18 protein-coding genes and 2 pseudogenes are annotated in these 21,070 nt (G+C 72.7%); 12 read left to right on the forward strand and 8 right to left on the reverse strand.

What is annotated here, in order from left to right:
* The first annotated feature begins 33 nt into the window (after positions 1-33).
* Complete coding sequence (locus tag O7617_RS28200; RefSeq protein ID WP_282259269.1) at positions 34-1,548, forward strand: hypothetical protein; 1,515 nt, start codon at positions 34-36, stop codon at positions 1,546-1,548.
* An 88-nt stretch (positions 1,549-1,636) separates the two neighbouring features.
* Here the strand turns inward: O7617_RS28200 and O7617_RS28205 are convergent, their stop codons facing one another.
* Positions 1,637-2,596 (reverse strand): TIGR03557 family F420-dependent LLM class oxidoreductase, encoded by a 960-nt coding sequence (locus O7617_RS28205; RefSeq protein ID WP_282259270.1) that lies wholly within the window; start codon positions 2,594-2,596, stop codon positions 1,637-1,639.
* A 267-nt stretch (positions 2,597-2,863) separates the two neighbouring features.
* Positions 2,864-3,070 (reverse strand): hypothetical protein, encoded by a 207-nt coding sequence (locus tag O7617_RS28210; RefSeq protein WP_088989422.1) that lies wholly within the window; start codon positions 3,068-3,070, stop codon positions 2,864-2,866.
* Positions 3,071-3,323: 253 nt separating this feature from the next.
* Between O7617_RS28210 and O7617_RS28215 the strand changes: the two genes are divergently transcribed.
* Positions 3,324-4,151: a hypothetical protein gene (locus tag O7617_RS28215; protein WP_282259271.1), complete on the forward strand. Its 828-nt coding sequence runs from the start codon at positions 3,324-3,326 to the stop codon at positions 4,149-4,151.
* Positions 4,152-4,207: 56 nt separating this feature from the next.
* Here O7617_RS28215 and O7617_RS28220 read toward each other — a convergent pair whose 3' ends face one another.
* The 5 genes and pseudogenes from O7617_RS28220 to O7617_RS28240 all read right to left on the reverse strand — a co-directional run bounded on the left by O7617_RS28220 (position 4,208) and on the right by O7617_RS28240 (position 9,885).
* On the reverse strand, positions 4,208-5,416 hold the full coding sequence (locus O7617_RS28220; RefSeq protein WP_282259272.1) for a low temperature requirement protein A: 1,209 nt from the start codon (positions 5,414-5,416) through the stop codon (positions 4,208-4,210).
* 281 nt (positions 5,417-5,697) lie between these two features.
* Positions 5,698-6,114, reverse strand: a pseudogene (locus O7617_RS33495) (hypothetical protein); the annotation flags it as partial.
* Positions 6,115-7,103: 989 nt separating this feature from the next.
* Entirely contained in the window at positions 7,104-8,453 is a 1,350-nt protein-coding gene (locus O7617_RS28230; RefSeq protein ID WP_282259274.1) for an NAD(P)/FAD-dependent oxidoreductase, read from the reverse strand.
* A gap of 154 nt (positions 8,454-8,607) precedes the next feature.
* A pseudogene (locus O7617_RS28235) lies at positions 8,608-8,922 on the reverse strand (TcmI family type II polyketide cyclase); the annotation flags it as partial.
* 165 nt (positions 8,923-9,087) lie between these two features.
* Positions 9,088-9,885 carry a BTAD domain-containing putative transcriptional regulator gene (locus tag O7617_RS28240; RefSeq protein WP_282259276.1) on the reverse strand — a complete coding sequence of 266 codons (798 nt, stop codon included), beginning with the start codon at positions 9,883-9,885 and terminating at the stop codon, positions 9,088-9,090.
* A gap of 444 nt (positions 9,886-10,329) precedes the next feature.
* On the opposite strand from O7617_RS28240, the gene O7617_RS28245 reads away from it, so the two are divergent.
* The 10 genes from O7617_RS28245 to O7617_RS28290 all read left to right on the forward strand — a co-directional run bounded on the left by O7617_RS28245 (position 10,330) and on the right by O7617_RS28290 (position 20,454).
* Positions 10,330-10,668: a TcmI family type II polyketide cyclase gene (locus O7617_RS28245; RefSeq protein ID WP_282259277.1), complete on the forward strand. Its 339-nt coding sequence runs from the start codon at positions 10,330-10,332 to the stop codon at positions 10,666-10,668.
* Positions 10,665-12,395 carry an acetyl-CoA carboxylase carboxyltransferase subunit alpha gene (locus O7617_RS28250; RefSeq protein WP_282259278.1) on the forward strand — a complete coding sequence of 577 codons (1,731 nt, stop codon included), beginning with the start codon at positions 10,665-10,667 and terminating at the stop codon, positions 12,393-12,395. The genes O7617_RS28245 and O7617_RS28250 overlap by 4 nt, the downstream gene beginning before the upstream one ends.
* Before the next feature lie 17 nt (positions 12,396-12,412).
* A complete protein-coding gene (accB, locus tag O7617_RS28255) occupies positions 12,413-12,916 on the forward strand; it encodes an acetyl-CoA carboxylase biotin carboxyl carrier protein (RefSeq protein WP_282264887.1) in 504 nt (167 codons plus the stop codon).
* 19 nt (positions 12,917-12,935) lie between these two features.
* The gene (locus O7617_RS28260; RefSeq protein ID WP_282259279.1) at positions 12,936-14,378 is read left to right on the forward strand and encodes an acetyl-CoA carboxylase biotin carboxylase subunit; all 1,443 of its coding nucleotides are present in this window, start codon (positions 12,936-12,938) and stop codon (positions 14,376-14,378) included.
* Entirely contained in the window at positions 14,375-15,130 is a 756-nt protein-coding gene (locus tag O7617_RS28265) for an SRPBCC family protein (RefSeq protein WP_282259281.1), read from the forward strand. The genes O7617_RS28260 and O7617_RS28265 overlap by 4 nt, the downstream gene beginning before the upstream one ends.
* Positions 15,123-15,527, forward strand: coding sequence for a cupin domain-containing protein (locus O7617_RS28270; RefSeq protein ID WP_282259282.1), 405 nt, complete (start codon positions 15,123-15,125; stop codon positions 15,525-15,527). The genes O7617_RS28265 and O7617_RS28270 overlap by 8 nt, the downstream gene beginning before the upstream one ends.
* A gap of 235 nt (positions 15,528-15,762) precedes the next feature.
* Positions 15,763-17,037 carry a beta-ketoacyl-[acyl-carrier-protein] synthase family protein gene (locus O7617_RS28275; protein WP_282259284.1) on the forward strand — a complete coding sequence of 425 codons (1,275 nt, stop codon included), beginning with the start codon at positions 15,763-15,765 and terminating at the stop codon, positions 17,035-17,037.
* A gap of 50 nt (positions 17,038-17,087) precedes the next feature.
* On the forward strand, positions 17,088-18,371 hold the full coding sequence (locus O7617_RS28280; RefSeq protein WP_282264888.1) for a beta-ketoacyl synthase N-terminal-like domain-containing protein: 1,284 nt from the start codon (positions 17,088-17,090) through the stop codon (positions 18,369-18,371).
* Positions 18,368-18,685, forward strand: coding sequence for an antibiotic biosynthesis monooxygenase family protein (locus O7617_RS28285; RefSeq protein ID WP_282259286.1), 318 nt, complete (start codon positions 18,368-18,370; stop codon positions 18,683-18,685). Before O7617_RS28280 ends, O7617_RS28285 begins: the two co-directional genes overlap by 4 nt.
* Before the next feature lie 380 nt (positions 18,686-19,065).
* Complete coding sequence (locus O7617_RS28290; RefSeq protein ID WP_282259288.1) at positions 19,066-20,454, forward strand: class I adenylate-forming enzyme family protein; 1,389 nt, start codon at positions 19,066-19,068, stop codon at positions 20,452-20,454.
* On the opposite strand, the gene O7617_RS28295 is transcribed toward O7617_RS28290, so the two are convergent.
* Positions 20,349-21,059 carry a 4'-phosphopantetheinyl transferase superfamily protein gene (locus O7617_RS28295; protein ID WP_282259289.1) on the reverse strand — a complete coding sequence of 237 codons (711 nt, stop codon included), beginning with the start codon at positions 21,057-21,059 and terminating at the stop codon, positions 20,349-20,351. The genes O7617_RS28290 and O7617_RS28295 overlap by 106 nt on opposite strands.
* Positions 21,060-21,070 lie beyond the last annotated feature (11 nt).

Consider the following 21,070-nt stretch of genomic DNA (forward strand, 5'->3'; position numbering starts at 1 on the left):
TCACGGAAGTAGGCAGGAAGGTAGGCATTCTTGATGTCCACGTACCCAGGAGGAGGCCGCGCGACCCGACCCAGGCGCCGGTCCCGATGGCTCCTAGCCAGCGGTTTCCTGGCGGGGAGCCTGGTGGTGGGGGCGGCCGGAGCGGCCGGCGTGGCCGCCGCCGCCGACCGGGCCCTCGCCCTTCCCGGTCTGGGCCGGCTCACCACGGCCGGTGGCGACGACGACCGGCGGGCCGACGACCGGCGCGGCGAGGACCGCGAACAGGGCGATGGCGAGCGGGATCGCCCGAACACCCCGGGCACCGGCAAGCGGGGCGTCGTGTCGGTGCCCTGCGACGCCGCGAAGCTGGTGGCGGCGCTGGTGACGGCCAACGCCGAGGGCGGCGCGGAACTTCGTCTCGCGCCCAAGTGCCGCTACGTCCTCACCGAGGCGTTCCACGAGAAGGACCAGTACGACGGCGGGATCCGCGACGCGCGGGAGGCCGCCGACGCCGCGGAGACCCCTGGTGACGCCGAGGCGCCTCCGCGCAACCCGGCCGACGACACCGCCGGTCTGCCGGTGATCTACCAACCCATCACCATCGACGGCGCCGGGGCCACCATCGCCCGCGACGCCCAGGCCGCCGCGTTCCGGTTCTTCACCGTCCGCGACGGCGGCGAGCTGACCCTGCGCGACGTGGAACTGCACAACGGTCGCTCGGCGATCGAGGGTGGCAGCGTGCACGTGGTGCACGGCGCGACGGCGCTGGTGGAGCGGGTGACCGTCTCGCAGAGCACGTCGCTGTCGCCCGAGGGCGGCGGCGGGGGCATCTTCAACGACGGCAACCTGGTGGTCACCGACTCCACGTTCGTCGGCAACAGCGCCTCCGGCGCCGCGGGCAAGGGCGGGGGCCTGCTCAACGGTGGCGTGCTGACGCTGAAGCGCTCCGAGTTCCACCGCAACAGCGCCAACGCGTACGGCGGCGGGCTCGGCAACTACCGGGGCGCGGCCGAGGTGGAGAGCGTCTCGTTCACCCGGAACAGCGCCGCGCAGGGTGGCGGCCTGGCCAGCTTCTCGGCCCGGACCAAGGTCTCCGACACCGAGCTGCTGAACAACACCGCGCAGGTCGGCGGCGGTGCGGCGAACTCCGACGCGGTGCTGGTGATGCGCAAGATGACCATCCGTGGCAACACGTCGACGGTCAACGGCGGCGGCATCTCGACGGTCAAGGGCCTGACGCCGCTCGACGACAGCGTGGTCGACGGCAACACCACCCACGGCCTCGGCGCCGGCATCTACGCCGAGAAGGCGAACCTGCTGGTCCGCGGCAGTGACGTGACCCGCAACGAGGCGGTCGGCGCCACCTCCACGGGCGGTGGCATCTACGCGACGGCGGGCTCGGTCGCGGTCTACACCAGCAAGATCACCCACAACGCCTCGACGGTGAAGCCCGGTGGGGTCTTCGCCTCGCACGCCCAGGTCAAGATCGACGATGAGAGTGTGATCGTCGAGAACGAGCCCACCAACTGCGAGGGCAGCCAGGTGCCCGTCGCGCACTGCTTCCGCTGAGCACACCGCGCCCATCCCGAACGCGCAACGAGCCGCCCCGACGACCGGTCGGGGCGGCTCGGCGCCTCCCGCCCTTCGGGCGCCCGGTTCAGCTCGGCGCGCGCAGGCGGCCGGAGAGGTCACCGGCGAAGAAGTCCAGGAACCCGTCCGGATCGGGGCCGGCGTTCTGCAGGACGATGTGGTCGAAGCCCGCATCGACGTACGAGCGGACCTTGGCGACGTACGGCTCCGGGTCGGGGCCGACGGCGAAGAGTCGGCGGATGTGCTTCTCCTCGACGTGTGCACTGGCCGCGTCGAAGTTGACCGGGTTCGGCAGTTCGCTCATCACCTTCCAGCCGGTGACCATCCACCGGCTGGTCTGCAACACCGCCTGCACCGCCTGCTGCTCGTCGGTGGCCCAGGCCAGCGGAACCTCGGCGTAGCGGGGGCCCGAGCCGTTCGCGCGCCGGTAGTGCTCGACTATCGACGCGTCCGGTTCGGTGGCGAACAGCCCGTCGCCCAGTTCGGCGGCGAGCCGGGCCGACGCCTCGCCGCTGGCCGCCACGGCGATCACCGGCGGGGTGTCCGGCAGGTCGAAGACCCGGGCGTCCTCCAGGTGCAGGTGCCGACCCTCGTAGGACTGGTAGCCGCCCTGCCAGAGCAGCCGGATGATCTCCAGTGCCTCGCGGAGCCGCTCGTGCCGCCCTCGTAAGCTGGGGAATCCCTGCCCGACGACGTGCTCGTTGAGCCGTTCACCGGCCCCCACGCCGAGGGTGAACCGTCCGTCGGAGACCAGTGCCATGGTCGCCGCCGCCTGCGCGATGATCGCCGGGTGGTAGCGGACGGTCGGGCAGGTGACACCGGTGGCCAGCCGCAGGGTGCTGGTCTTGGCCGCGATGGCTCCGAGCACGCTCCAGGTGAACGACGAGTGCCCCTGCGCGTCGAGCCAGGGGTGGTAGTGGTCGCTCATCTCGACGAAGTCGAAACCGGCCTGCTCGGCCAGGACGGCCTGCCGGATGATCTCCTGGGGGCCGTACCCCTCCGAGGCCAGCTTGTAGCCGATCTGCATGCCATGCTCCCGACGCCGTCCGCGTGACTGACGCCGGGTCGGTTCCCGGCGGGAGCAGCGACAAACGCGGGGGAGACCGCAGACCAGCCTCCTAGGACGCCGTACGGGGTGTGCGCGGCGTACCAGCCACCGCGGCGGCGGCCTCCGACCAGGGAGGGCGGCCCTCACCGGCGACCACGACGGCCGCTGCGTCTACGACAACTGAGACGCTCTGCCCACGCGTCGGCCCAGGCCCCCGCCGGGAGCCTGGGCCGGTGAACGTCCGTCCTACTTGGACGGCTCGGGCAGCTTGCAGTCGACCTTGGGGTTGGCGCCGATGTAGTTCAACGGCCCGGCCACGATGGTGACCAGGATGGTGCCGGCCTCGGCGCAGTTGGTGTCGTCGCCGCTGTAGTAACCGCGCTGACCGGCGGCGACCGCGCCGATCAACAACCAGATCACGACGATGACTCCGAGTATCGAGGTGCCGCGCATCGCTGCCTCCTGAGGAATGTGGTGGATTGCTGAGGTGCAGGCGTTGTACCCAATCGGGTCACGCGACTAACTGTCGCCGCCTACCACCCACCGAATCGTCCGTCCGGCCGATGCGGTCCACCGGTGAGTACCGTCCACGCATCGGCCGCCCGCCTCGGGTCGCCCCGGCGCGCTATCGGATCGCCGACCGACCTGGCCGCCGTACCGGCCGGTGGACGTAGAACTGCCTCACGGCCCCCGCCGAGGAGGACTCATGGACGCCCCGACACCGCCCCTGTACATCGACCGCCCCGAGGACGTCGCGGTCGCGGCCCGCGCGCTCGCCGGCGGTGCGGTCGTCGCGGCGGCGTTCGCCAACTTCTACGCCATCGTCACCCGTCCCGACGCGGCCACCGTGCGCCGGGTCAACCTGGCCAAGGGTCGTCCGGCCCACCACGTCGGCAGCATCACCACTGCCGTCGGACGCATCCCCGGGATGTACGACTGGACGCGGATCTCACCGCGGTTGCCGGTCGGACGGGTGCGCGCGTTGATGGACACCCTCTACGGGGCCGGTCCGTTCGGCTTCCGGGGGCCGGCGGCGGAACGGCTTCCCGAGCACCTCGTGCAGGTCGACCAGGGGTTGCGAACCACACAGGTCATCGCACCCGGTCTCACCTGCCCGTCCAACGCGTTCTTCGAGCGGGCGCTCGCCGAGACGGGGACGGATCACCTCTACATCACCTCGGCGAACCGGTCGCGACACCTCACCGGCGCGGCCGACGAACCGGCGCACTGGAAGGCCGGGGCACTCGCCGCCGACTTCGCCCACCTCGACGACCTGGTGGTGCTCTCGCACCCGGACGAGGCGGCGGCCCGCGCCGCGTACCCGGGCTATCTCACCACCTCGGTCACCCTGCTCTCCTTCCACGCACCCGTCGGTGAACTCGAAGAGCCCCCGGTGCTCACCGTGGACCGGCACGGATCGCTGCACCTCGACGACGTCCGCCGGGCCGCCGCCCCGCTGGGCCTGCAGGTGCGTCTGGGCGGCACCGCCGGGCGGAGGTTGCAGGTCCGGGGGTACGCCGGGGCGCTGGTGTGAGCGGCAGCCGACGCCGCCGACGGTCGCCCGTCGGCGGCGTCGCGCTCGCGCCCGGCTCAGTGCGGTGGGCTGGGAGTCTCCGCCGGCTTGCCGTGGCTGCGCCGGTGGTCCGCGTACGCCACCCCGGCAAGCACCAGCAGGGCCCCCAGTGACGCGATCATCGGCGGCACGTACAACGCGACGGGTGCGATGGTCAGCAGCGCCAGGATGCCTCCCGGTCGGGACCAGGACACCCGGCTGAACACCTCGTACTCGAAGGAGGCCCGGCCGGTCAGGAACAGCGCCGGGCCGCCGAGGAAGACCGCCAGCCAGGCCGGCGGGGTCTCCCCGGTCGGCTCGTGCAGCACCAGGTGGAAGCCGGCCGCCGTGGTCACCACGCCGGAGATCATCAACAGATGGGTGTACGGCGCGGTGAACAGGAACTTGCTCGGCGACTTTGCCGCCTGGATGGCGCTGGGCAGCAACTCGCCGGACTTGTGTACGTAGATCCGCCAGAGCAGCAGGGTGGTCAGGAACGCCACCGCGAACGCCGCGATGTTCTCGGCCTCGTTGTGCTCCAGGCTGAACATGGTGCCGATCGTCAGGATGCAGTCGCCGAGGGCGATGATGAAGAACTGCTGGTAGCGCTCGGACAGGTGCTCCGCCTGGACGTTGCGCTGCTTCTCCGGCACCACCCCGAGGCCGGGCACCGGGTAGGCGAGCCGGAAACCGACGTAGTCGATGGCGAGCGCGATCGTCCAGCAGATGATCCGGGCGTCGCCGCTGACGAACGCGCCGACGAGCCACGGGATCGCCGACACCAGGAACCAGACGAAGATGCGCGCCGCGCGACGTTGGGTCTGCGGTTGACGCCGTACCGCGGGCATCAGGAACAGCCCGCGCCCGAGGTGGATCGCCACGTAGGTGCCGGCGAAGACGAGCCCCCGGTCGTCGAACGCCTCCGGGATCGCCGTGGTCATCAGCAGCGCGCCGAACATCACCGCGCTGATCAGCAGCTTGATCTCGGTGCGTTCCGGGTCGTACAGGTCGGTGACGAGGGTGGTGATCGCCCAGGTCCACCAGACGGCGGCCAGCATGATCAGTGCCTGCCCGGCGCTGTGCCAGTCGAGCTGCTCGACCATCGTCCGGGAGATGAGGGCCAGCGCGACCACGTACACCAGGTCGAAGAAGAGTTCGAGGAGGGTCACCCGGCGCGGGCCCTCCGGGTCTCGCACCGGAGGGCCGCTGGCCTGCGGCGACGCAGGCTCCGGCGCGGGGAGGTGCACGGGTCACTCCTGCGGAACCGCTCGACTCGACGGACCCGTCCGGCCCACCTCAACGGACGGTAACGACCGGCCGACCGTACGGGCCGGTATTCGCCTCGTCTTCCCCCGACCGGGTCGACCGACGCGGCTCTGGGGACGTCCGGCCCGGATGGTCACCTCGGTCCCCGGATGTCGGGCCGATCGTCGGACGGCCGGCACCGGAGTCGTCCCGCCCCCTGGAACGAGCAGGTCCCCGGCCGGTCGTCGCGTTGACGGCCGGCCGGGGACCAGAGGTCAGGCGGTCAGGCCTGGTTGCCGTTCGGCAGCACGGCGGCCATCTCGCCGGCGGCACCGGCGAGCACGCGGGCCTGCTGCGGCCAGCTGGCCAGGCCGGGTGCGGCGCGGAGACCGGCGGCTCGGATCAGGTCGCGCAGCGCCGGCTCGTCCAGGTCACCGAGCTGGCCGTAGGTGCGCACGCCGGCGTCCTGCAACGCCGCCGCCATCTTCGGCCCGATCCCCTGAATACGGCGGAAGTCGTCGGCCGGACCCGTCGGGTCGCCCGGGTAGCCGGTGATGTCGGTGTCCTCGGCCGCAGGGGACGTGGCGGCGGCCGGTCGGACCGGAGGGGTGGCCACGGCCGGCCGCGCCGCCTCAGCGTCCACCGGGTCGGGGTCGGCGGCCACCGGCTCCGCCTTCGCCGAGTCGGTGGTCACCGGCTCCGCGTCGGCGTGGTGAGCGTCCACCGGGTCGGTGTGCGCCGAGTCGGTGGTCACCACCGCCGGCTCGGCCGACGAGGGCCTGGCCTCCGCGTCGTCGGCCGGGTCGGCGGTGATCCGGTCGTCCGCGTCGGTGGCCGCTACCGGCTCCGCTGCCGAAACGGCGCCGACCGGCTCGTCGGCAGGGGTGGTGTCGGCCGGGGTGGTGTCGATCGGCGTGGCGTTCGCGGGCGGGAGGTCGTCCGCAGGCCGGCGCGGGGCCACCACGGTTGCCGAGGTGCGCTGCTCGTCGGCCGCGACCGGCTCGGGAGTGGACTCGACGGCGGGCTCCGGCCGCAGCTCGTTCGCGTCTGATTCGGCCGACGGCACGGGCGGCGGGGGCTCGGTCAGCGCCATGTCGCCCGGGTCGACGGTGCTCGACGCTTCCGCCGGGACGGGCGTCGGGCCGTGGTCGTCCGTGGCGGTCACCGCAGCCGGCGCGCTGACCGTGTCCACCGGGACCGGCTCGTCGGCGACGGCGGTCGGGGCCGGGTCGACGGCGGCGGCGGGCCGGGGCTCGTCGGTGGTGGCAGCCGGCGTCGGCGTGGAGATCACGGCCAGTCCGGCGACGGGGTCACCATCCACAATCGAGCTGCCCTGACCACCCCGCCGTCCGCGCAGCAGCCACCCGGCGGCCAGTCCCAGCAACAGTGCCAGTACCACTATCAGCGAGTGTCCGATAGACCACGTCACGGCGAACCTCCCTCTCACCTCGTTGGAAAAGTCACGAGAAAAACTCGCCGCAGCTTCGCACACGCCTGTTACCGACGAGAGAGAGGATCGGCCAGGGGCGTCGCGGGTGGCCCGCTCACCTCAGCCGGTGCTCGTCGGGTGACACAGCGTCGCCCCGACCAGCGCGAGAACAGCCCGGCCCGGCGAGACCGCGGCCCGGCACGGCGCGACCCGGGCCCGGCGGGGTACGCCGAGCCCGGGCCGACGGGCCGTCGCCCGATTCAGTCCCGATCGCCCTCGTAGGTGTGGAAGTCGTCGACGAACCGTTGACGCAGCCGCGGCACCCGACTGGTCACTCCGAAGTAGCCACGCGCGCCGAGCAGCGCGAGCCGACCCACCACCGGCCGGTACATCCGATCGTCGCCGCTGGTGCCGCTGCGGTTCAACGACTCGGCGACCCGCGCGAAGCCGTACGGCGCCATCGCCGCCTCGTAGTCCGCGACCGCCTGGAGCAGGGTCTTGTCACCGGCGGTGGCCCGGGTGAGTTGCTCGCAGAGCAGGCGGGCGTCGCGCAGGGCGGTGTTCGCGCCGACACCGCGACCGGGGGTCATGGTGTGGATGGCGTCGCCGAGCAACGTGACGGTGCTGCTTTTCCAGGGAGGCACCGGCTCGGAGGTCGACACCTTGATCGGCAGGGCGCTGGCCGGCTCCGCCCGGGTCAGCAACTCCCGCAGGTCGGGGTGCCAGTTGGTGGTGAGGCCGAGGGCGACCCGTACGAGGTCCTCGCCGCGACGCTCCATCACGTCGGCCGGGAACCGACGGGCCGCACTCCAGATGATGAGGTTGATGTTGTCGGTGGTGGTGTCCTGGGACAGGCCGGGCCAGTTCTTCAACAGCCGGGCGTCCGTGTCGCCGACGCCGGGTTTGATCGCCCGGGTGGCGTCCCACTTGAACTCCATCACGTGCAGCACGCCCATGATCCCGCCGATGCCGAAGATCAGTGAGATGCCCCGAGCGACGCGTTCGGGGACGAGAGCACGGGTGCGCTCGGTCAGCGGGATGCGGGTGGCGATGTTGATGGTGCCGGCGTCGCGGGTGACGGCGTGCGGCAGGTACTGCCGGCGTACCGCCGAGTGGGTGCCGTCCGCCCCGACCAGCAGGTCCCCGGTGGCGGTGGTGCCGTCGGAGAAGTGCGCGGTGACCGTGCCGTCGTCACGCTGCTCGTAGTGGGTGAAGGTCTTGTCGAAGTGGACCACGTCGTCGAGGCCGGTCAGCAGCACGTGGCGCAGCACCATCCGGGCCACCGAGTGTTCGGTGTGCACCGGGTCGGCGTTCGGCCGCAGGGGGAACGACGCCGTCTGGCGCAGCCCCTGGGTGACCACGTTGAAGTAGTGCGGGGGCCGGGCGCAGGTGGCGAGGAAGGTGGCGAACAATTCCGGTGGCAGGCACTCGCGTAGCGCTCGACTGCCGGTCGGGCCGATGCCGACCCGATAGCCGAGCAGCCCGTCGGCGCGGTCGCGGTGCCGTTCGTAGACGGCGACGGTGATCCCGGCCCGGCGCAGGCCGTGCGCCAGGCACAGCCCGCCGGTGCCGGCGCCGATGATCAGGACGTGCGGTGGCGCGCCGCCCATGTCAACCAGCCGGGTGCGCCGCAGGCGCGTCGGTGCCCGCCGGGCGCGCGGCGGGTAGGTCGGCAGCGTCCGGCCGCGCGGTGGGCGCGTCGGTGCCGGCTGGCCGCGCCGTGGGCACGTCGGTGGCGGTTTGGCGCGCCGTCGGCGCGTCGGTGGCGTCCCACCGGTAGAAGCAGCCGGCGATCGCGTCCCGGGGGGAGCGCCAGGTCGGCAGGTACGGCGACGTGTGCGCGGAGAGCCGCTCGTTGACCTGCTGGAAGAGCGGGTGGTTGCGGGCCGCCGCGAGGGCGTCCGGGTCGACGTCCGAGGTTTCCATCACGTGTACGCACAGGTCGTGCAGGCAGTACAGCGAACGGTGCGTGACGCCGGTCAGGCCGGGCAGTTCGGTGGCGTCGGATTCGGCGAAGATCTGCGCGACCCGCCCCTCCGCGCCCGGGATGATCCGGCTGACGATCAGTAGACGACTCATGGGACCCCTTCCGCCGGTGGCCTTCCCGACCCTCGGATCGGTGCCACGTGCTCTGTGCGCCCACCGTGCCGTAGCGCCTGTCACGTCACCGTCACGTAGGCCGAGCAGTCGGTGACGGGCCGCGCCGTCACGGGCACTGCCCGGCGATGTCGGACGGTGTCGTCGTCACGCACGTCGCCCGGCTGGTGACGGACGATCGGCGACGGCCTCCCGGCTGGCCTGGCGGATCGGGGCGAGGGTGTCGTCGAGCAGGGCGCTCATCGCCGGGCTCGGTTCCAGGCGCAACTCTCGGCGCAGCAGGTCCCGGTAGACGTAGAAGGCGTGCACGGCTTCGAAGGCGTTGCCCTCGGCCAGGTGGATGCGGACGACCAGCCGGTGAGGGGTCTCCCGTAACGGCTCGGCGGCCATCGCCTCCAGTGCGGCTTCGAGGGCCTCGCCGTGCCGCCCCGCGGTGAGGTGGTGCCCGGCCACCTCTTCCAGCATGTGCAGGCGGAGCTGGCGCAGCCTCTCCCGGTCCAGCAGCACCCAGTCGTCATACCACCCGGGCAAAAGGTCGTGCCGGCCGGCGGCGAGCGCCCCGGCGGCGGTACGCGGGTCGTCGCCGTCGCGGACCCGGACCGCGGTGCCGACCAGGTCGTCCACGTCGAGCCGGACCGCCGGGTCGAGCCGTACGGTGTCGCCGGCCACGGTCATCGGACAGCACGGGTCCTGACGCAGTCGCCACAGCGCGGTGCGCAGGGAGGACAGCGCCCGCTCCTCGGAGGCGTCGGGCCACAGCAGCCCCGCGAGCTGACTGCGGGTGGCGCCGGGACGCAGCCCGATCAACGCGATCACCCGTTGCAGCCCGCGTGGCACCACGATCGGCGTCGCGTCGCGCAGCAGTCGGAAGCCGCCGAGCAGGTGGAGTGAGACGCCCTCCTCGGGCGGGCCCCCGGCGGTCGGCACGGTCGGATCAGCGGCCACGGCGGCACCCCCTGCGGAACGCTCGTCCCGACTGTCTGCTGCGTCCTGGATCGGCTGCCCGTGACGCCTCTGTCGACCCCGACGATGGGGGCGCGACCCTGGCTGCCGGGCGCGGCCCCACCCGCCGGGGCGGCCGGGCTGACCACCGTGAAGATTATCAATTACGGTCACGGTGCGTCAATGTCGCTGTAGGCGCTCTATTCGCGACAGTCAACCTGAGATCGGTTCTGAACTGCTCAAACATCAGATCGATCGCGCGCTGCATGCATGGCTGACGCATAGCTGATGCACAGCTTGCGTCAACGCAGCGTCACGAAGGTGCGTCGCTGGTCAGTCCTGTGTGGTGACGCCGCCGTGACGAGGACTGCCGCATCGTGTGGGCAGTCGTCCAGTGCGTCCGGGGGCCACCCGTCGCCGGCCGGACGCCGTGGGGGGAGGCCCAGTATGGACCGATCGCTGATCGTCGCGAAGGTGGATCCGGCCGCTGCGGAGCGGGTCGCCGAGATCTTCGCCGAGTCGGACGCGACGGAGTTGCCGCGCCTGGTCGGCGTCCGGCACCGCTCGCTGTACCGCCTGCACGACCTCTACGTGCACCTGCTCGAAACCGAGCAGCCGGCGGAGGGCGCGGTCGAGGCAGCCCGTGGGCACCCGGAGTTCATCCGGGTCAGCGACCGCCTGCGTCCGTACGTCTCGCCGTACCTGTCGACCTGGCGTTCCCCGCGCGACGCGATGGCGCAGTGCTTCTACCGGTTCGACGCCCCGGACACCGGAGGGCGGTCGTGACGGCCACCGCGCCGCGCGAGGAGCAGCTCTGGTCCCGCTGTGCCGGCTGCGCCAGCCTGCTCTACCGCAAACGGTTACGCCGCAACCTGGACGTCTGCCCGGAGTGCGGCGAGCACGCTCGCCTCGGCGCGCCGGAACGCCTGCGCCAACTCGTCGACCCCGGATCGCTGCGCCCGCTGGCCGACCGGCTGCCGGAGGCGGACCCGATCGACTTCGTCGACGTGGTGCCGTACCCGCACCGGCTCACCGCAGCGCGGGCCAGCACCGGCCTGGTGGAAGCCGTCGTCTGTGCCACGGCCACCATCGGCGGACACCCGGTCGTGATGGCGGTGATGGACTTCCGCTTCCTCGGCGGCAGCCTGGGTTGCGCCGTCGGCGAGCTGATCACCCGGGCGGCCGAACGGGCTCTCGACGACCGGGTCCCACTCGTCCTGGTGACCGCCTCCGGTGGTGCGCGGATGCAGGAGGGCGTGCTGTCGTTGATGCAGATGGCCACCGTCAGCCAGGCCATCGCCGCGCTACGCGAGGCGGGTCTGCTCACCGTCAGCGTCCTGACCGACCCGACCTACGGTGGCGTGGCCGCGTCGTTCGCCACCAACACCGACCTGGTGCTCGCCGAGAGCGGCGCGCGGATGGGCTTCGCCGGCCCCCGGGTGATCCGTCAGGTGACCGGTCGTGCGCTTCCGGAGGGTTTCCAGACCGCCGACTTCCTGCTCCGGCACGGGCAGGTGGACATGGTGGTGCAACGCCGGTCACTGCGCGGGCGGCTGATCGCGCTGCTCGCCGCGACCCGCGCCGGCCGTCCGGCCCGTCCGTCCGTACCCCGGCAGGAGCCGCCGCCGCACCGCGAGCGCCTCGCCGAGGAGGAGCCCTCGCCGCCGACCACGGAAGCCGACGGAACCCCGGCGGTACGTGACGCGTGGGACACCGTCCGGATGGCCCGGCACCCCGGCCGACCGACCACACTGGACTATCTCGACTCCGTCTTCGACGGCTTCGTGGAGCTGCACGGTGACCGGCTCGGCGGGGACTGCCCGGCCATCGTGGGCGGTGTGGCCCGGTTGGCCGGCCGGCACGTGATGGTCATCGGCCACCAGAAGGGGCACACCACCGCCGAGCTGGTGGCTCGCAACTTCGGCATGGCCAGCCCGGCCGGGCACCGCAAGGCGTTGCGCCTGATGCGCCTGGCCGCCCGCCTCGGACTTCCGGTGGTGACGCTCGTGGACACCCCCGGTGCCGACCCCGGGGTGAGCGCCGAGGAGCACGGCCAGGCGGCGGCCATCGCGGAGAACATCCTCACCCTCACCGTGCTGCCCACCCCCGTGCTGGCGGTCATCACCGGAGAGGGCGGCAGCGGCGGTGCGCTGGCCCTGGCCGTCGCCGACCGGGTCCTGATGCTGGAGAACGCGGTCTACTCGGTGATCAGCCCCGAAGGCTGTGCGGCGATCCTCTGGCCGGACCGTTCGGCGGCGCCGCAGGCCGCCCGTGCGCTGCGACTCAGCGCCCCCGACCTGCGCCGCCTCGGCGTGGTCGACGAGGTGGTGCCGGAGCCGCCGGCCGCCGCGCACGACGAACCGGCGGAGACCGCGCTGCGGTTGCGGGCCGCCCTGGTGGCGAATCTGCTGCCGCTTCTGGACGTGCCACCGGCCATGCTCGTCCGGCTCCGCCGGCAGCGGTTCCGGCGGTTCGGCGCGACCCGTGGCGGTCAGCGGGCAGGTGCCCGGTGAGCGCCGAGAACGGGACGGTGTCGACGGTCGAGGTGCCCGAGGACAACGAGGTCGGCGAGGAGGAGGCACTGGCCGGACTGCGCCGGCAGGCGCAGCACCTGATCGCCGAGCTGGCCGGGCCGGTGCGCCGGATCCGGCTGCGCAGCGGCCCGGCGGTCCTCGAGGTCGAGTGGCATCCGGAGAACGGGACCCAAGCGGACGTACCCCCTGCGTCGACCGTGGTGCCGGCGTCGCCGGCAGCCGAGGAACCGGCGGCGTCGGCCCCACCGCCGGTGCCCGGTCGCGCCGCGGTTCGGGCGCCGATCGTCGGCACCTTCTACCGGTCGCCGGAGCCCGGCGCCAGACCGTTCGTCACGGTCGGGGACCTGGTCCGCCCGGGACAGCCGGTGGCCATCGTCGAGGCGATGAAGCTGATGAACGAGGTGACCGCCGACCGCGCGGGTCGGGTGGTGGCGGTCCTCGTCGAGGACGGCCAGTCGGTGGAGTACGACCAGCCGCTGGTCGAACTGGACCCGGCGTGACGGCGCGGGGTGGGTGACGATGTTCGAGACCGTGCTGATCGCCAACCGGGGCGAGATCGCGTTGCGGGTGCTGCGCGCCTGCCGCGAGTTGGGCGTGCGGACGGCGGTGGTCTACTCGGCCGCCGACGCCGACTCGGCGGCGGTCCGCCTCGCCGACCAGGCGATCCGGATCGGACCCGCGTCGAGCCGGCGCAGCTACCTCAACGCCGCCGCGATCGTGGAGGCGGCCCGGCAGGTGGGCGCGCAGGCAGTGCACCCCGGGTACGGCTTCCTCTCCGAGGACGCCGACTTCGCCGAGATCTGCGCGGACAACGGGCTGACCTTCATCGGCCCACCACCGGCGGTGATGGCCGCGTTGGCCGACAAGTCCTCGGCGCGCGCCCTGATGAGCCGCGCCGGTCTGCCGCTGTCGCCGGGCAGCGTCGCGCCGGTGCCGACCGCCGCCGCGGCCGCCGAGGTGGCCGAGGCCGTCGGCTATCCGGTGATCGTGAAGGCCGCCGCCGGGGGCGGTGGCCGGGGAATGACGGTGGTCCGCACCCCGGGCGAGCTGCGTCGGGCGTACACCCGCACGCGGGCCGCCGCCCAGGCCGCCTTCGGCGACGACCGGGTGTACGTCGAGCGCTACCTCACCGAGGCCCGGCACGTCGAGGTGCAGGTGCTGTGCGACTCGCACGGCAACGGGGTGCACCTGGGCACCCGGGACTGCTCGGTGCAGCGCCGGCACCAGAAGCTGGTGGAGGAGGCGCCCGCCCCGGCGCTGCCCGCCGCCGTCCTGGACACCATCGCCGAGACGGCGCTGCGGGGCGCGTTGGACGTCGGCTTCGTCGGGGCCGGCACCCTGGAGTTCCTCGTCGACGCCGAGGACCGGTTCCACTTCCTGGAGATCAACTGCCGGATCCAGGTCGAGCATCCGGTGACCGAGATGGTCACCGGGATCGACCTGGTGCACGAGCAACTGCACATCGCCGCCGGAGTGCCGCTGCGCTGGCGGCAGGAGGAGGTCCGCCTGCGCGGCGTGGCGGTGGAGTGCCGGGTCAACACCGAGGACCCCGAGCGCGGCTTCACGCCCACCCCCGGCCGGTTGGAACGTTTCACCCCGCCCGGCGGGCCGTTCACCCGGGTGGACACCCACGCCAGCGCCGGCTGTGTGATCGGCCCCTGGTACGACTCGTTGCTGGCCAAGGTCATCGTCTGGGCGCCCGATCGGGAGTCGGCCCTCAACCGGCTGGAACGGGCCCTCGACGAGTTCGACGTCGCCGGTCCGGGCGTGCACACCACCATCCCGTTCGTGCGGCGGGTGCTCGACGACGCCGCTTTCCGCAAGGGCCGCTACACCACGGGCCTGGTCGACCGTCTGCTCGGTGTGCCCGGTGGGCCGCCCGCGCAGCGGCCGACGTCCACCCCCGCACCGCGCTCGGCGTCCGCCGCGACGCCCGAGGTAACCCACAGGAGGACCCGATGACCGTCACCCATGGTCGCCCGCTGACCGCCGAGATCACCGACATCCTGGTGGCGCACTGCGGGCTGGACGCCGACGCCGCGGCCCGGGCGCCCGCCGCGTCGCTGGAGGAGCTGGGCATGGATTCGCTCGCCCTGCTGGAACTCTCCGCCGTCGTCGCCGACCGGTGGCAGGTGACCATCCCCGAGGAGGCCGGGCAGCTGAGCATCGCGGCGGTGGCCGACCTGGTCGCCGACCGCGCCGACCCGCCCGGACACACCGAGAACACCGTGGTCGTCGACGCGCCGCTCCCGGTCGTCTGGGAGGTCACCAACGACGTCGCGAACTGGACCGAGCTGTTCACCGAGTACGCCGTGGTGGAGATCCTGCACCGCGACGGGCACACGGTGCGGTTCCGGCTCACCATGTACCCGGACGAGAACGGGGTGGCCTGGAGCTGGGTCAGTGAACGCACCGCCGACCCGGTGAGCCGCCAGGTGCGGGCCCACCGGGTGGAGACCGGGCCGTTCGAGTACATGCGGATCCACTGGCGTTACACCGAGGAGGCCGGCGGCACCCGGATGACCTGGACGCAGGACTTCGCGATGAAGCCGACCGCACCCGTCGACAACGCCGCGATGACCGAGCGGATCAACACCAACAGCGTCATCCAACTCGCAGTGATCAAGGACCGGGTGGAGCGGATCGCCCGGCAGCGCGCCGAGCAGGGCCACCCGGCGGCCGGGGACGAGTCGACGGGAGCCGACGATGAGTGACCTGAGCACCCGGCCGATCGCCGCCCGGGACGTACCCGCCGATCGGCGGCGCGGCGGTGAGCTGCGGGTCCTGCTGGGCCCCCGCACCGTCGGCAGCACCTCCGGGTTCCTCGGGGTGGCGACGCTCGCGCCGGGGGAGCGGATCGCCGAGCACTACCACCCGTACAGCGAGGAGTTCCTGTACCTGGTGCGCGGCGCGATCACCGTCGACCTGGACGACCAGCCGACGCTGCTGGCCACCGGCGAGGGCCTGTTCGTCCCGGTGAACGTGCGGCACCGGCTGCGCAACACCGGCGTCGAGCCGGCCGAGGTGGTCTTCCACCTGGGTCCGCTCGCCCCGCGCCCCGAGTTGGGGCACGTCGACACCGAGTTGGTCGAGCAGCGAGGCGGATCGTGAGCGCGAGGAGTGAGCCGGTTCTGCGAGCCCCGCAGTCGCGAACAATCGGTGGCGTCGTGAGCGCGAGGAGTGAGCCGGTTCTGCGAGCCCCGCAGTCGCGAACAATCGGTGGCGTCGTGAGCGCGAGGAGTGAGCCGGTTCTGCGAGCCCCGCAGTCGCGAACAATCGGTGGCGTCGTGAGCGCGAGGAGTGAGCCGGTTCTGCGAGCCCCGCAGTCGCGAACAGAGGTGGCGTGATGACCAGGCGCCGCACGGTGGTGACCGGGGTGGGGGTGGTCGCCCCGGGCGGCGCGAGCCGGGACCGGTTCTGGAAGACCATCACCGAGGGGCGGACCGCCACCCGGCGGATCAGTTTCTTCGACCCGTCGCCGTTCCGGTCGCAGATCGCCGCGGAGTGTGACTTCGATCCGGTCGCGGCGGGCCTCAGCGAGGTCGAGCGTCGGCGGGCCGACCGGTACGTCCAGTTCGCGCTGGCCTGCTCCGCCGAGGCGGTCGCGGACGCCCAACTGGTGCTGACCGACGCGGAGCGGGACCGGGCCGGGGTGGTGCTGGGCACCGCTGTGGGCGGCACGATGGCGCTGGAGCAGGAGTACGTCACGGTCAGCGAGCACGGCCGGCGGTGGCTGGTCGACGCGACGCGCGGTGGCCCGTACCTCTATCAGGCGTTGGTGCCCAGCAGCCTCGCCGCCGACGTGGCCTGCCGGCACGGGTGGCACGGTCCGGCGCAGGTGGTGTCGACCGGTTGCACCTCGGGCATCGACGCCATCGGGTACGCCCACCAGATGATCGTGGACGGTGAGGCGGACGTGATGCTGGCCGGTGCGTCGGACTCGCCGATCTCGCCGGTCACCGTGGCGTCGTTCGACGCGATCAAGGCGACCAGCCCGGACAACGACGACCCGGCGCACGCCTCGCGTCCGTTCGACGCGGACCGGCACGGGTTCGTGCTGGCCGAGGGTGGGGCGGTGTTGGTGTTGGAGGAGGCCGGGCACGCCCTGCGGCGTGGGGCGCACATCTACTGCGAGGTGGCCGGGTACGCCAGCCGCAGCAACGGTTACCACATGACCGGGTTGCGGCCGGACGGGTTGGAGATGAGTCTGGCCGTGACCGATGCGCTCGGACAGGGGCGGATCATCCCGGAGCAGGTGTCCTACATCAGCGCGCACGGGTCGGGCACCCGGCAGAACGACAGGCACGAGACGGCCGCGTTCAAGCGGGCGCTGGGTCAGCGCGCGTACCAGGTGCCGATCAGCTCGATCAAGTCGATGGTGGGGCACTCGCTGGGTGCGATCGGGTCGATCGAGATGGCCGCGTGCGCCCTCGCGATCGAGTTCGGTGTGGTGCCGCCGACGGCCAACTGGAGCACCCGGGACCCGGAGTGCGACCTGGACTACGTGCCGAACGAGGCGCGGGAGGTCCCGGTGGACGTGGCCCTGTCGGTGGGCAGCGGGTTCGGCGGTTTCCAGTCGGCGATGGTGTTCCGTCGACTGCCCGGGAAGGTGGCGGCGTGAGCGCCGCTGACCGGCGCGACGGCGCCCACGCCGCGGAGCTGCACGAGGGCATGGGCGCCCCGCGGCAGCGCGACGGTGTGAGCGCGCCTGCAGCCCGGGCGGTGGTGACCGGGATCGGTGTGGTCGCGCCCAGTGGTGTCGGCGCGGACGCGCACTGGCGTACGGTGCTGACCGGCACCCGCCGGACCGGGCCGATCACGTTGTTCGACCCGTCCGGCTACCCGACCCGCAACGGCGGGGAGGTGCCCGGCTTCACCCCCGACTCCTACGCGGACAGCCGACAGTTGGTGCAGACCGACAGGTGGACGCACATCGGTTTCGCGGCCACCCGGCTGGCGCTGGCCGACGCCGGTCTGCCCGAGCGGGCACCCGACCCATACGGGTACGCGGTGACCCTGGCCAGCTCGTCCGGGGGCAACCTGTTCGGTCAGCGGGAGTTGCAACGGCTGTGGGGTGGGGCGTCGCGGACGGTGGGGGCGTACCAGTCGATCGCCTGGTTCTACGCGGCCAGCGTGGGGCAGCTCTCCATCCACCACCAGTTCAAGGGTCCGAGCGGGGTGTTGGTGGCGGAGACGGCAGGCGGGTTGGACAGCCTCGCGCACGCGGCCCGCGCGGTGCGCCGGGGCACTCCGGTGGTGATCGCCGGGGCGACCGAGTGCCCGCTCAGCCCGTACGCGTTGGCGTGCCAGTTGCGGTCCGGGCTGCTCAGTGAGGTGACCGACCCGGAGCGGGCGTACCTGCCGTTCGACGCGGCGGCCAGCGGCTACCTGCCGGCCGAGGGGGGTGCGGTGTTCGTGGTGGAGGAGTTGGGGCACGCAGTGGCCCGGGGCGCCCGGGTGTACGGCGAGGTGAGTGGTTGGGGTTCCACCCACGACGCCGCGCACACCACGGCGGACAGCGCCGGCGACGTGGCCCAGTACGCGCGGGCGATGCGGCTGGCCCTGGACCGGGCCGGCGTCGCGGCGGCCGACGTCGACGTGGTGCTGCCCGACGCGCTCGGGGTGCCCCGCTACGACCGCAGCGAGGCCGAGGCCCTGCGGGCGGTGTTCGGCGACCGACCGCCTCCGGTGACGACGCAGAAGCCGCTGACCGGGCGGGCGTACCAGGGTGGGTCCGCGTTGGACGTGGCGACCGCGCTGCTCGCCTTCGCGCACGACACGTTGCCGGCGTCGGCGGGTCCGGGCGAGGTGGCCGACGGGTGCGACCTGGACTTCCTGCGGGAGCACCGTCGGCCGCGCAACCGCCTCGCGCTGGTCTGCGCGCGTGGCTTCGACGGCTTCAACAGCACGCTGGTCCTGCGCGGGGCCGCGCCGACGAAGGGGCAACCGTCATGACCGAGCAACGGGCCCGGGTGGTCTTCCTGGTGCGGGTGCCGGTGCCGCGTACCGAGGCGTTCCTGGAGGCGTACGAGCAGGTGCGGCACCTGGTGGCCGACGGCGTGCCGGGACACCTGGTCGACCAGGTGTGCCGGTCGTCGACCGACCCGGAACAGTGGTTGATCACCAGTGAGTGGGCGAGCCTGGCCGACTTCGAGACCTGGGAACGCAGCCCGGAGCACCGGGACCTGGTACGCCCGATGCGGGAGTGCTTCACCGACGCCCGTTCGCTGCGGTTCCACATCCACGCCCAGACACCCGCCCTGGCCTGACGGGTCGGCGCTGCTGACAAGATCCGCGCAACATCGCTGATGGTGCTGTCTCCGATTCGCGGGAGGCAGCACCATCCCCGATGTCGCGCGGATCTTTGGTGTCGAGGGCGGGTGGCGGCGGGTGGAGAGTCGCCATCGGCCGTCCGGCTGAGGGCGCGCGACGGTGGTACGAGGCGTCATGCCACGGTGACGCTGTGCCGAGGCACGCGCCTGATCCTGCCCGCCGAACGGGCTGTCGGCAATCCGGCTGGCCGCTCCTTTTGATCCATCCATTTGCATCTAGCAATGGTCCTGTGCGCGCCGTATGGTTCCCCGCAGCACCCCGACAAGCGTACGTGATGGGCGGATTCGCCCTCTTTCATGCTGGGCGGTGAACGGCAATGACGGCAGAAGATCCTACGGCGACGGACCCCGGATGGGTGGACGAAATCCTGTTCGCCGGCCGATCGACCGACATTTGTCTCCGTCTGCCCGAGCCGATCGACCGGGCCACCCTGCACCGGTTGGTCACCGCCGCGCAGGGTCGGCTCGTCACGGCCGGACTGCGGCCCGGCGGTGCCGCCGCGCTGCGGCTACCGCCGTCGCTGGCGTACGTGGTGAACCTGCTGGCCACCTGGCGCGCCGGGGCGCAGGCGATCCTGCTCGACCACCGGCTGACCGACCACGAGGTGGACCGCGCCCTGGCCCGGCTCACTCCGCAGGTGGTGGTCGCGCCGATCCGCAGCGGCGACGGCGCGTTGAAGATCTTCGTCGACGTCACCGAGGGCGTCACCCCGTACGCCGGCCGACCGGCGGTCAGCGGTCACGCCGTGATCCAACTCAGCTCCGGCTCCACCGGACCGTTCAAGGTGATCGGCCGCACGGCGCCGGACCTGGTCGCCGAGGTGCGCCGCTACACGCAGATCGACGGCGTCGCCCTGCCCGGCGAGCGGATCATCCTGCTGCCCTCGATGGTGCACGTGCTCGGCCTGGTCGGTGGCCTGCTCTACGGGCTGCACGCCGGGGTCGAGCTGGTGCCGCCGCAGCGGCTCAGCGGCGACGCGGTGCTGGCCGCGGTCGCCGCCGACGCGACGCCGGCCACCGTGTTGGGCGTGCCCTTCCACATCGGACTGCTCGCCTCCACCCGCCCAGCCGGTCCGTTGCCGCAGCTGCGGCGGATGACCACCGGCGGCGAGCTGGTGCCGGCCGCGGTCGCCCGGGCGTTCACCGACCGGTACGGGGTGCCGCTGGGCAACATGTACGGGATGACCGAGGTCGGCGTGATCGGCACCGACCTGCACGGGGCACACCGACCGTCGATCGCCCCCGCCCCCGGCATCGAGGTCCGCGAGTCCGGCGGCGAACTGTGGGTGTCCTGCCCGGCCTCACCGTACGTCGGGTTGAGTGACCCGACCCGCTGGGCCGACGGCTGGCTGCACACCCGCGACGCCGGCACCGTCGACCCGGACACCGGTCTGGTCACCGTGCGCGGGCGACTCGACTCGCAGGTCTCCGTCGGCGGTATGAAGGTCGACCTGACCGAGGTGGAGGCGAGCATCGCCGAGCTGCCCGGCGTGGCCGCCACGGTGGTCGTGTGGGACGACGGCATCACCGCGTACGTCCAGCCGGACGGCCCCCTGTCGGAGGAGACGCTGGACAAGCTCCTCGCCGAGCGGTTGGCCGGCTACAAGCGCCCTCGGGTGCTGCGGCTGCTCGACCGGTTGCCCCGCACCACCACCGGCAAACTGGTCCGCTCGACGGACGCGCTGCGGTCGGCGGCGTCGTCGTGACCGGGCCACTGCACCACCTCGACCCCGACCTGGGTCGTCGCGCGCACCGCGACGGCGAGAACGACACGCTCGTCCAGCACGGGGTGGCCGACCCACACGGCGTCGGCGCCGGGCACCCGTCGCAACGGCCGGTCCGAGGGCGGCATCTCCCGGAGCAACCCGCCGCCGCGCAGGCCCCGCCCGAGCGTCTTGCCCACCGCCTCCTTGGCGGTCCACAGCCGCAGGAAGTCCACCGCCCGCCCGGCCTCCGGTCGGCCGGTCAACCAGGTCGACTCGGCCGGCGGGAACCAGCGGCGGGCCAGCGCGAGCGCGGGCAGCGGCCGGATCCGTTCCACGTCCACCCCGACCGCGCCACAGCGGCGGGCGGCGACCACGACCAGCCCGGCGGTTCGGCTGACGCTGACCGGCAGGCGCACCGACCGGGCCGTGCGGAGCACCGGCCGTCCGTCGCGCTCGTGCGTCAGCACCAGCTCGGCGGCCGGACGGTCGAGCAGCAGAGCGCCCGCCCGGCGCAGCAGTTCAGCGGCCGGATCCGGCTGACCGCCGGTATGCCGGCCGACCCACACGTAGGCGGTGTCCCGACCGGACGCCGTCAGCTGGCCCACCCAGAGAGGTT

Source organism: Micromonospora sp. WMMD1155 (assembly GCF_029581275.1).
Taxonomy (GTDB): domain Bacteria; phylum Actinomycetota; class Actinomycetes; order Mycobacteriales; family Micromonosporaceae; genus Micromonospora.

Excerpts from the sequence above, each read along its gene's own strand:
- O7617_RS28260 (WP_282259279.1), top strand. The coding sequence starts at position 12,936 with ATGTTCGAGACCGTGCTGATCGCCAACCGGGGCGAGATCGCGTTGCGG.
- O7617_RS28200 (WP_282259269.1), top strand. The coding sequence starts at position 34 with ATGTCCACGTACCCAGGAGGAGGCCGCGCGACCCGACCCAGGCGCCGG.
- O7617_RS28245 (WP_282259277.1), top strand. The coding sequence starts at position 10,330 with ATGGACCGATCGCTGATCGTCGCGAAGGTGGATCCGGCCGCTGCGGAG.
- O7617_RS28205 (WP_282259270.1), bottom strand. The coding sequence starts at position 2,596 with ATGCAGATCGGCTACAAGCTGGCCTCGGAGGGGTACGGCCCCCAGGAG.
- O7617_RS28275 (WP_282259284.1), top strand. The coding sequence starts at position 15,763 with ATGACCAGGCGCCGCACGGTGGTGACCGGGGTGGGGGTGGTCGCCCCG.
- O7617_RS28265 (WP_282259281.1), top strand. The coding sequence starts at position 14,375 with ATGACCGTCACCCATGGTCGCCCGCTGACCGCCGAGATCACCGACATC.
- O7617_RS28280 (WP_282264888.1), top strand. The coding sequence starts at position 17,088 with ATGGGCGCCCCGCGGCAGCGCGACGGTGTGAGCGCGCCTGCAGCCCGG.
- O7617_RS28285 (WP_282259286.1), top strand. The coding sequence starts at position 18,368 with ATGACCGAGCAACGGGCCCGGGTGGTCTTCCTGGTGCGGGTGCCGGTG.
- O7617_RS28210 (WP_088989422.1), bottom strand. The coding sequence starts at position 3,070 with ATGCGCGGCACCTCGATACTCGGAGTCATCGTCGTGATCTGGTTGTTG.
- O7617_RS28215 (WP_282259271.1), top strand. The coding sequence starts at position 3,324 with ATGGACGCCCCGACACCGCCCCTGTACATCGACCGCCCCGAGGACGTC.
- O7617_RS28230 (WP_282259274.1), bottom strand. The coding sequence starts at position 8,453 with ATGGGCGGCGCGCCACCGCACGTCCTGATCATCGGCGCCGGCACCGGC.
- O7617_RS28290 (WP_282259288.1), top strand. The coding sequence starts at position 19,066 with ATGACGGCAGAAGATCCTACGGCGACGGACCCCGGATGGGTGGACGAA.
- O7617_RS28270 (WP_282259282.1), top strand. The coding sequence starts at position 15,123 with ATGAGTGACCTGAGCACCCGGCCGATCGCCGCCCGGGACGTACCCGCC.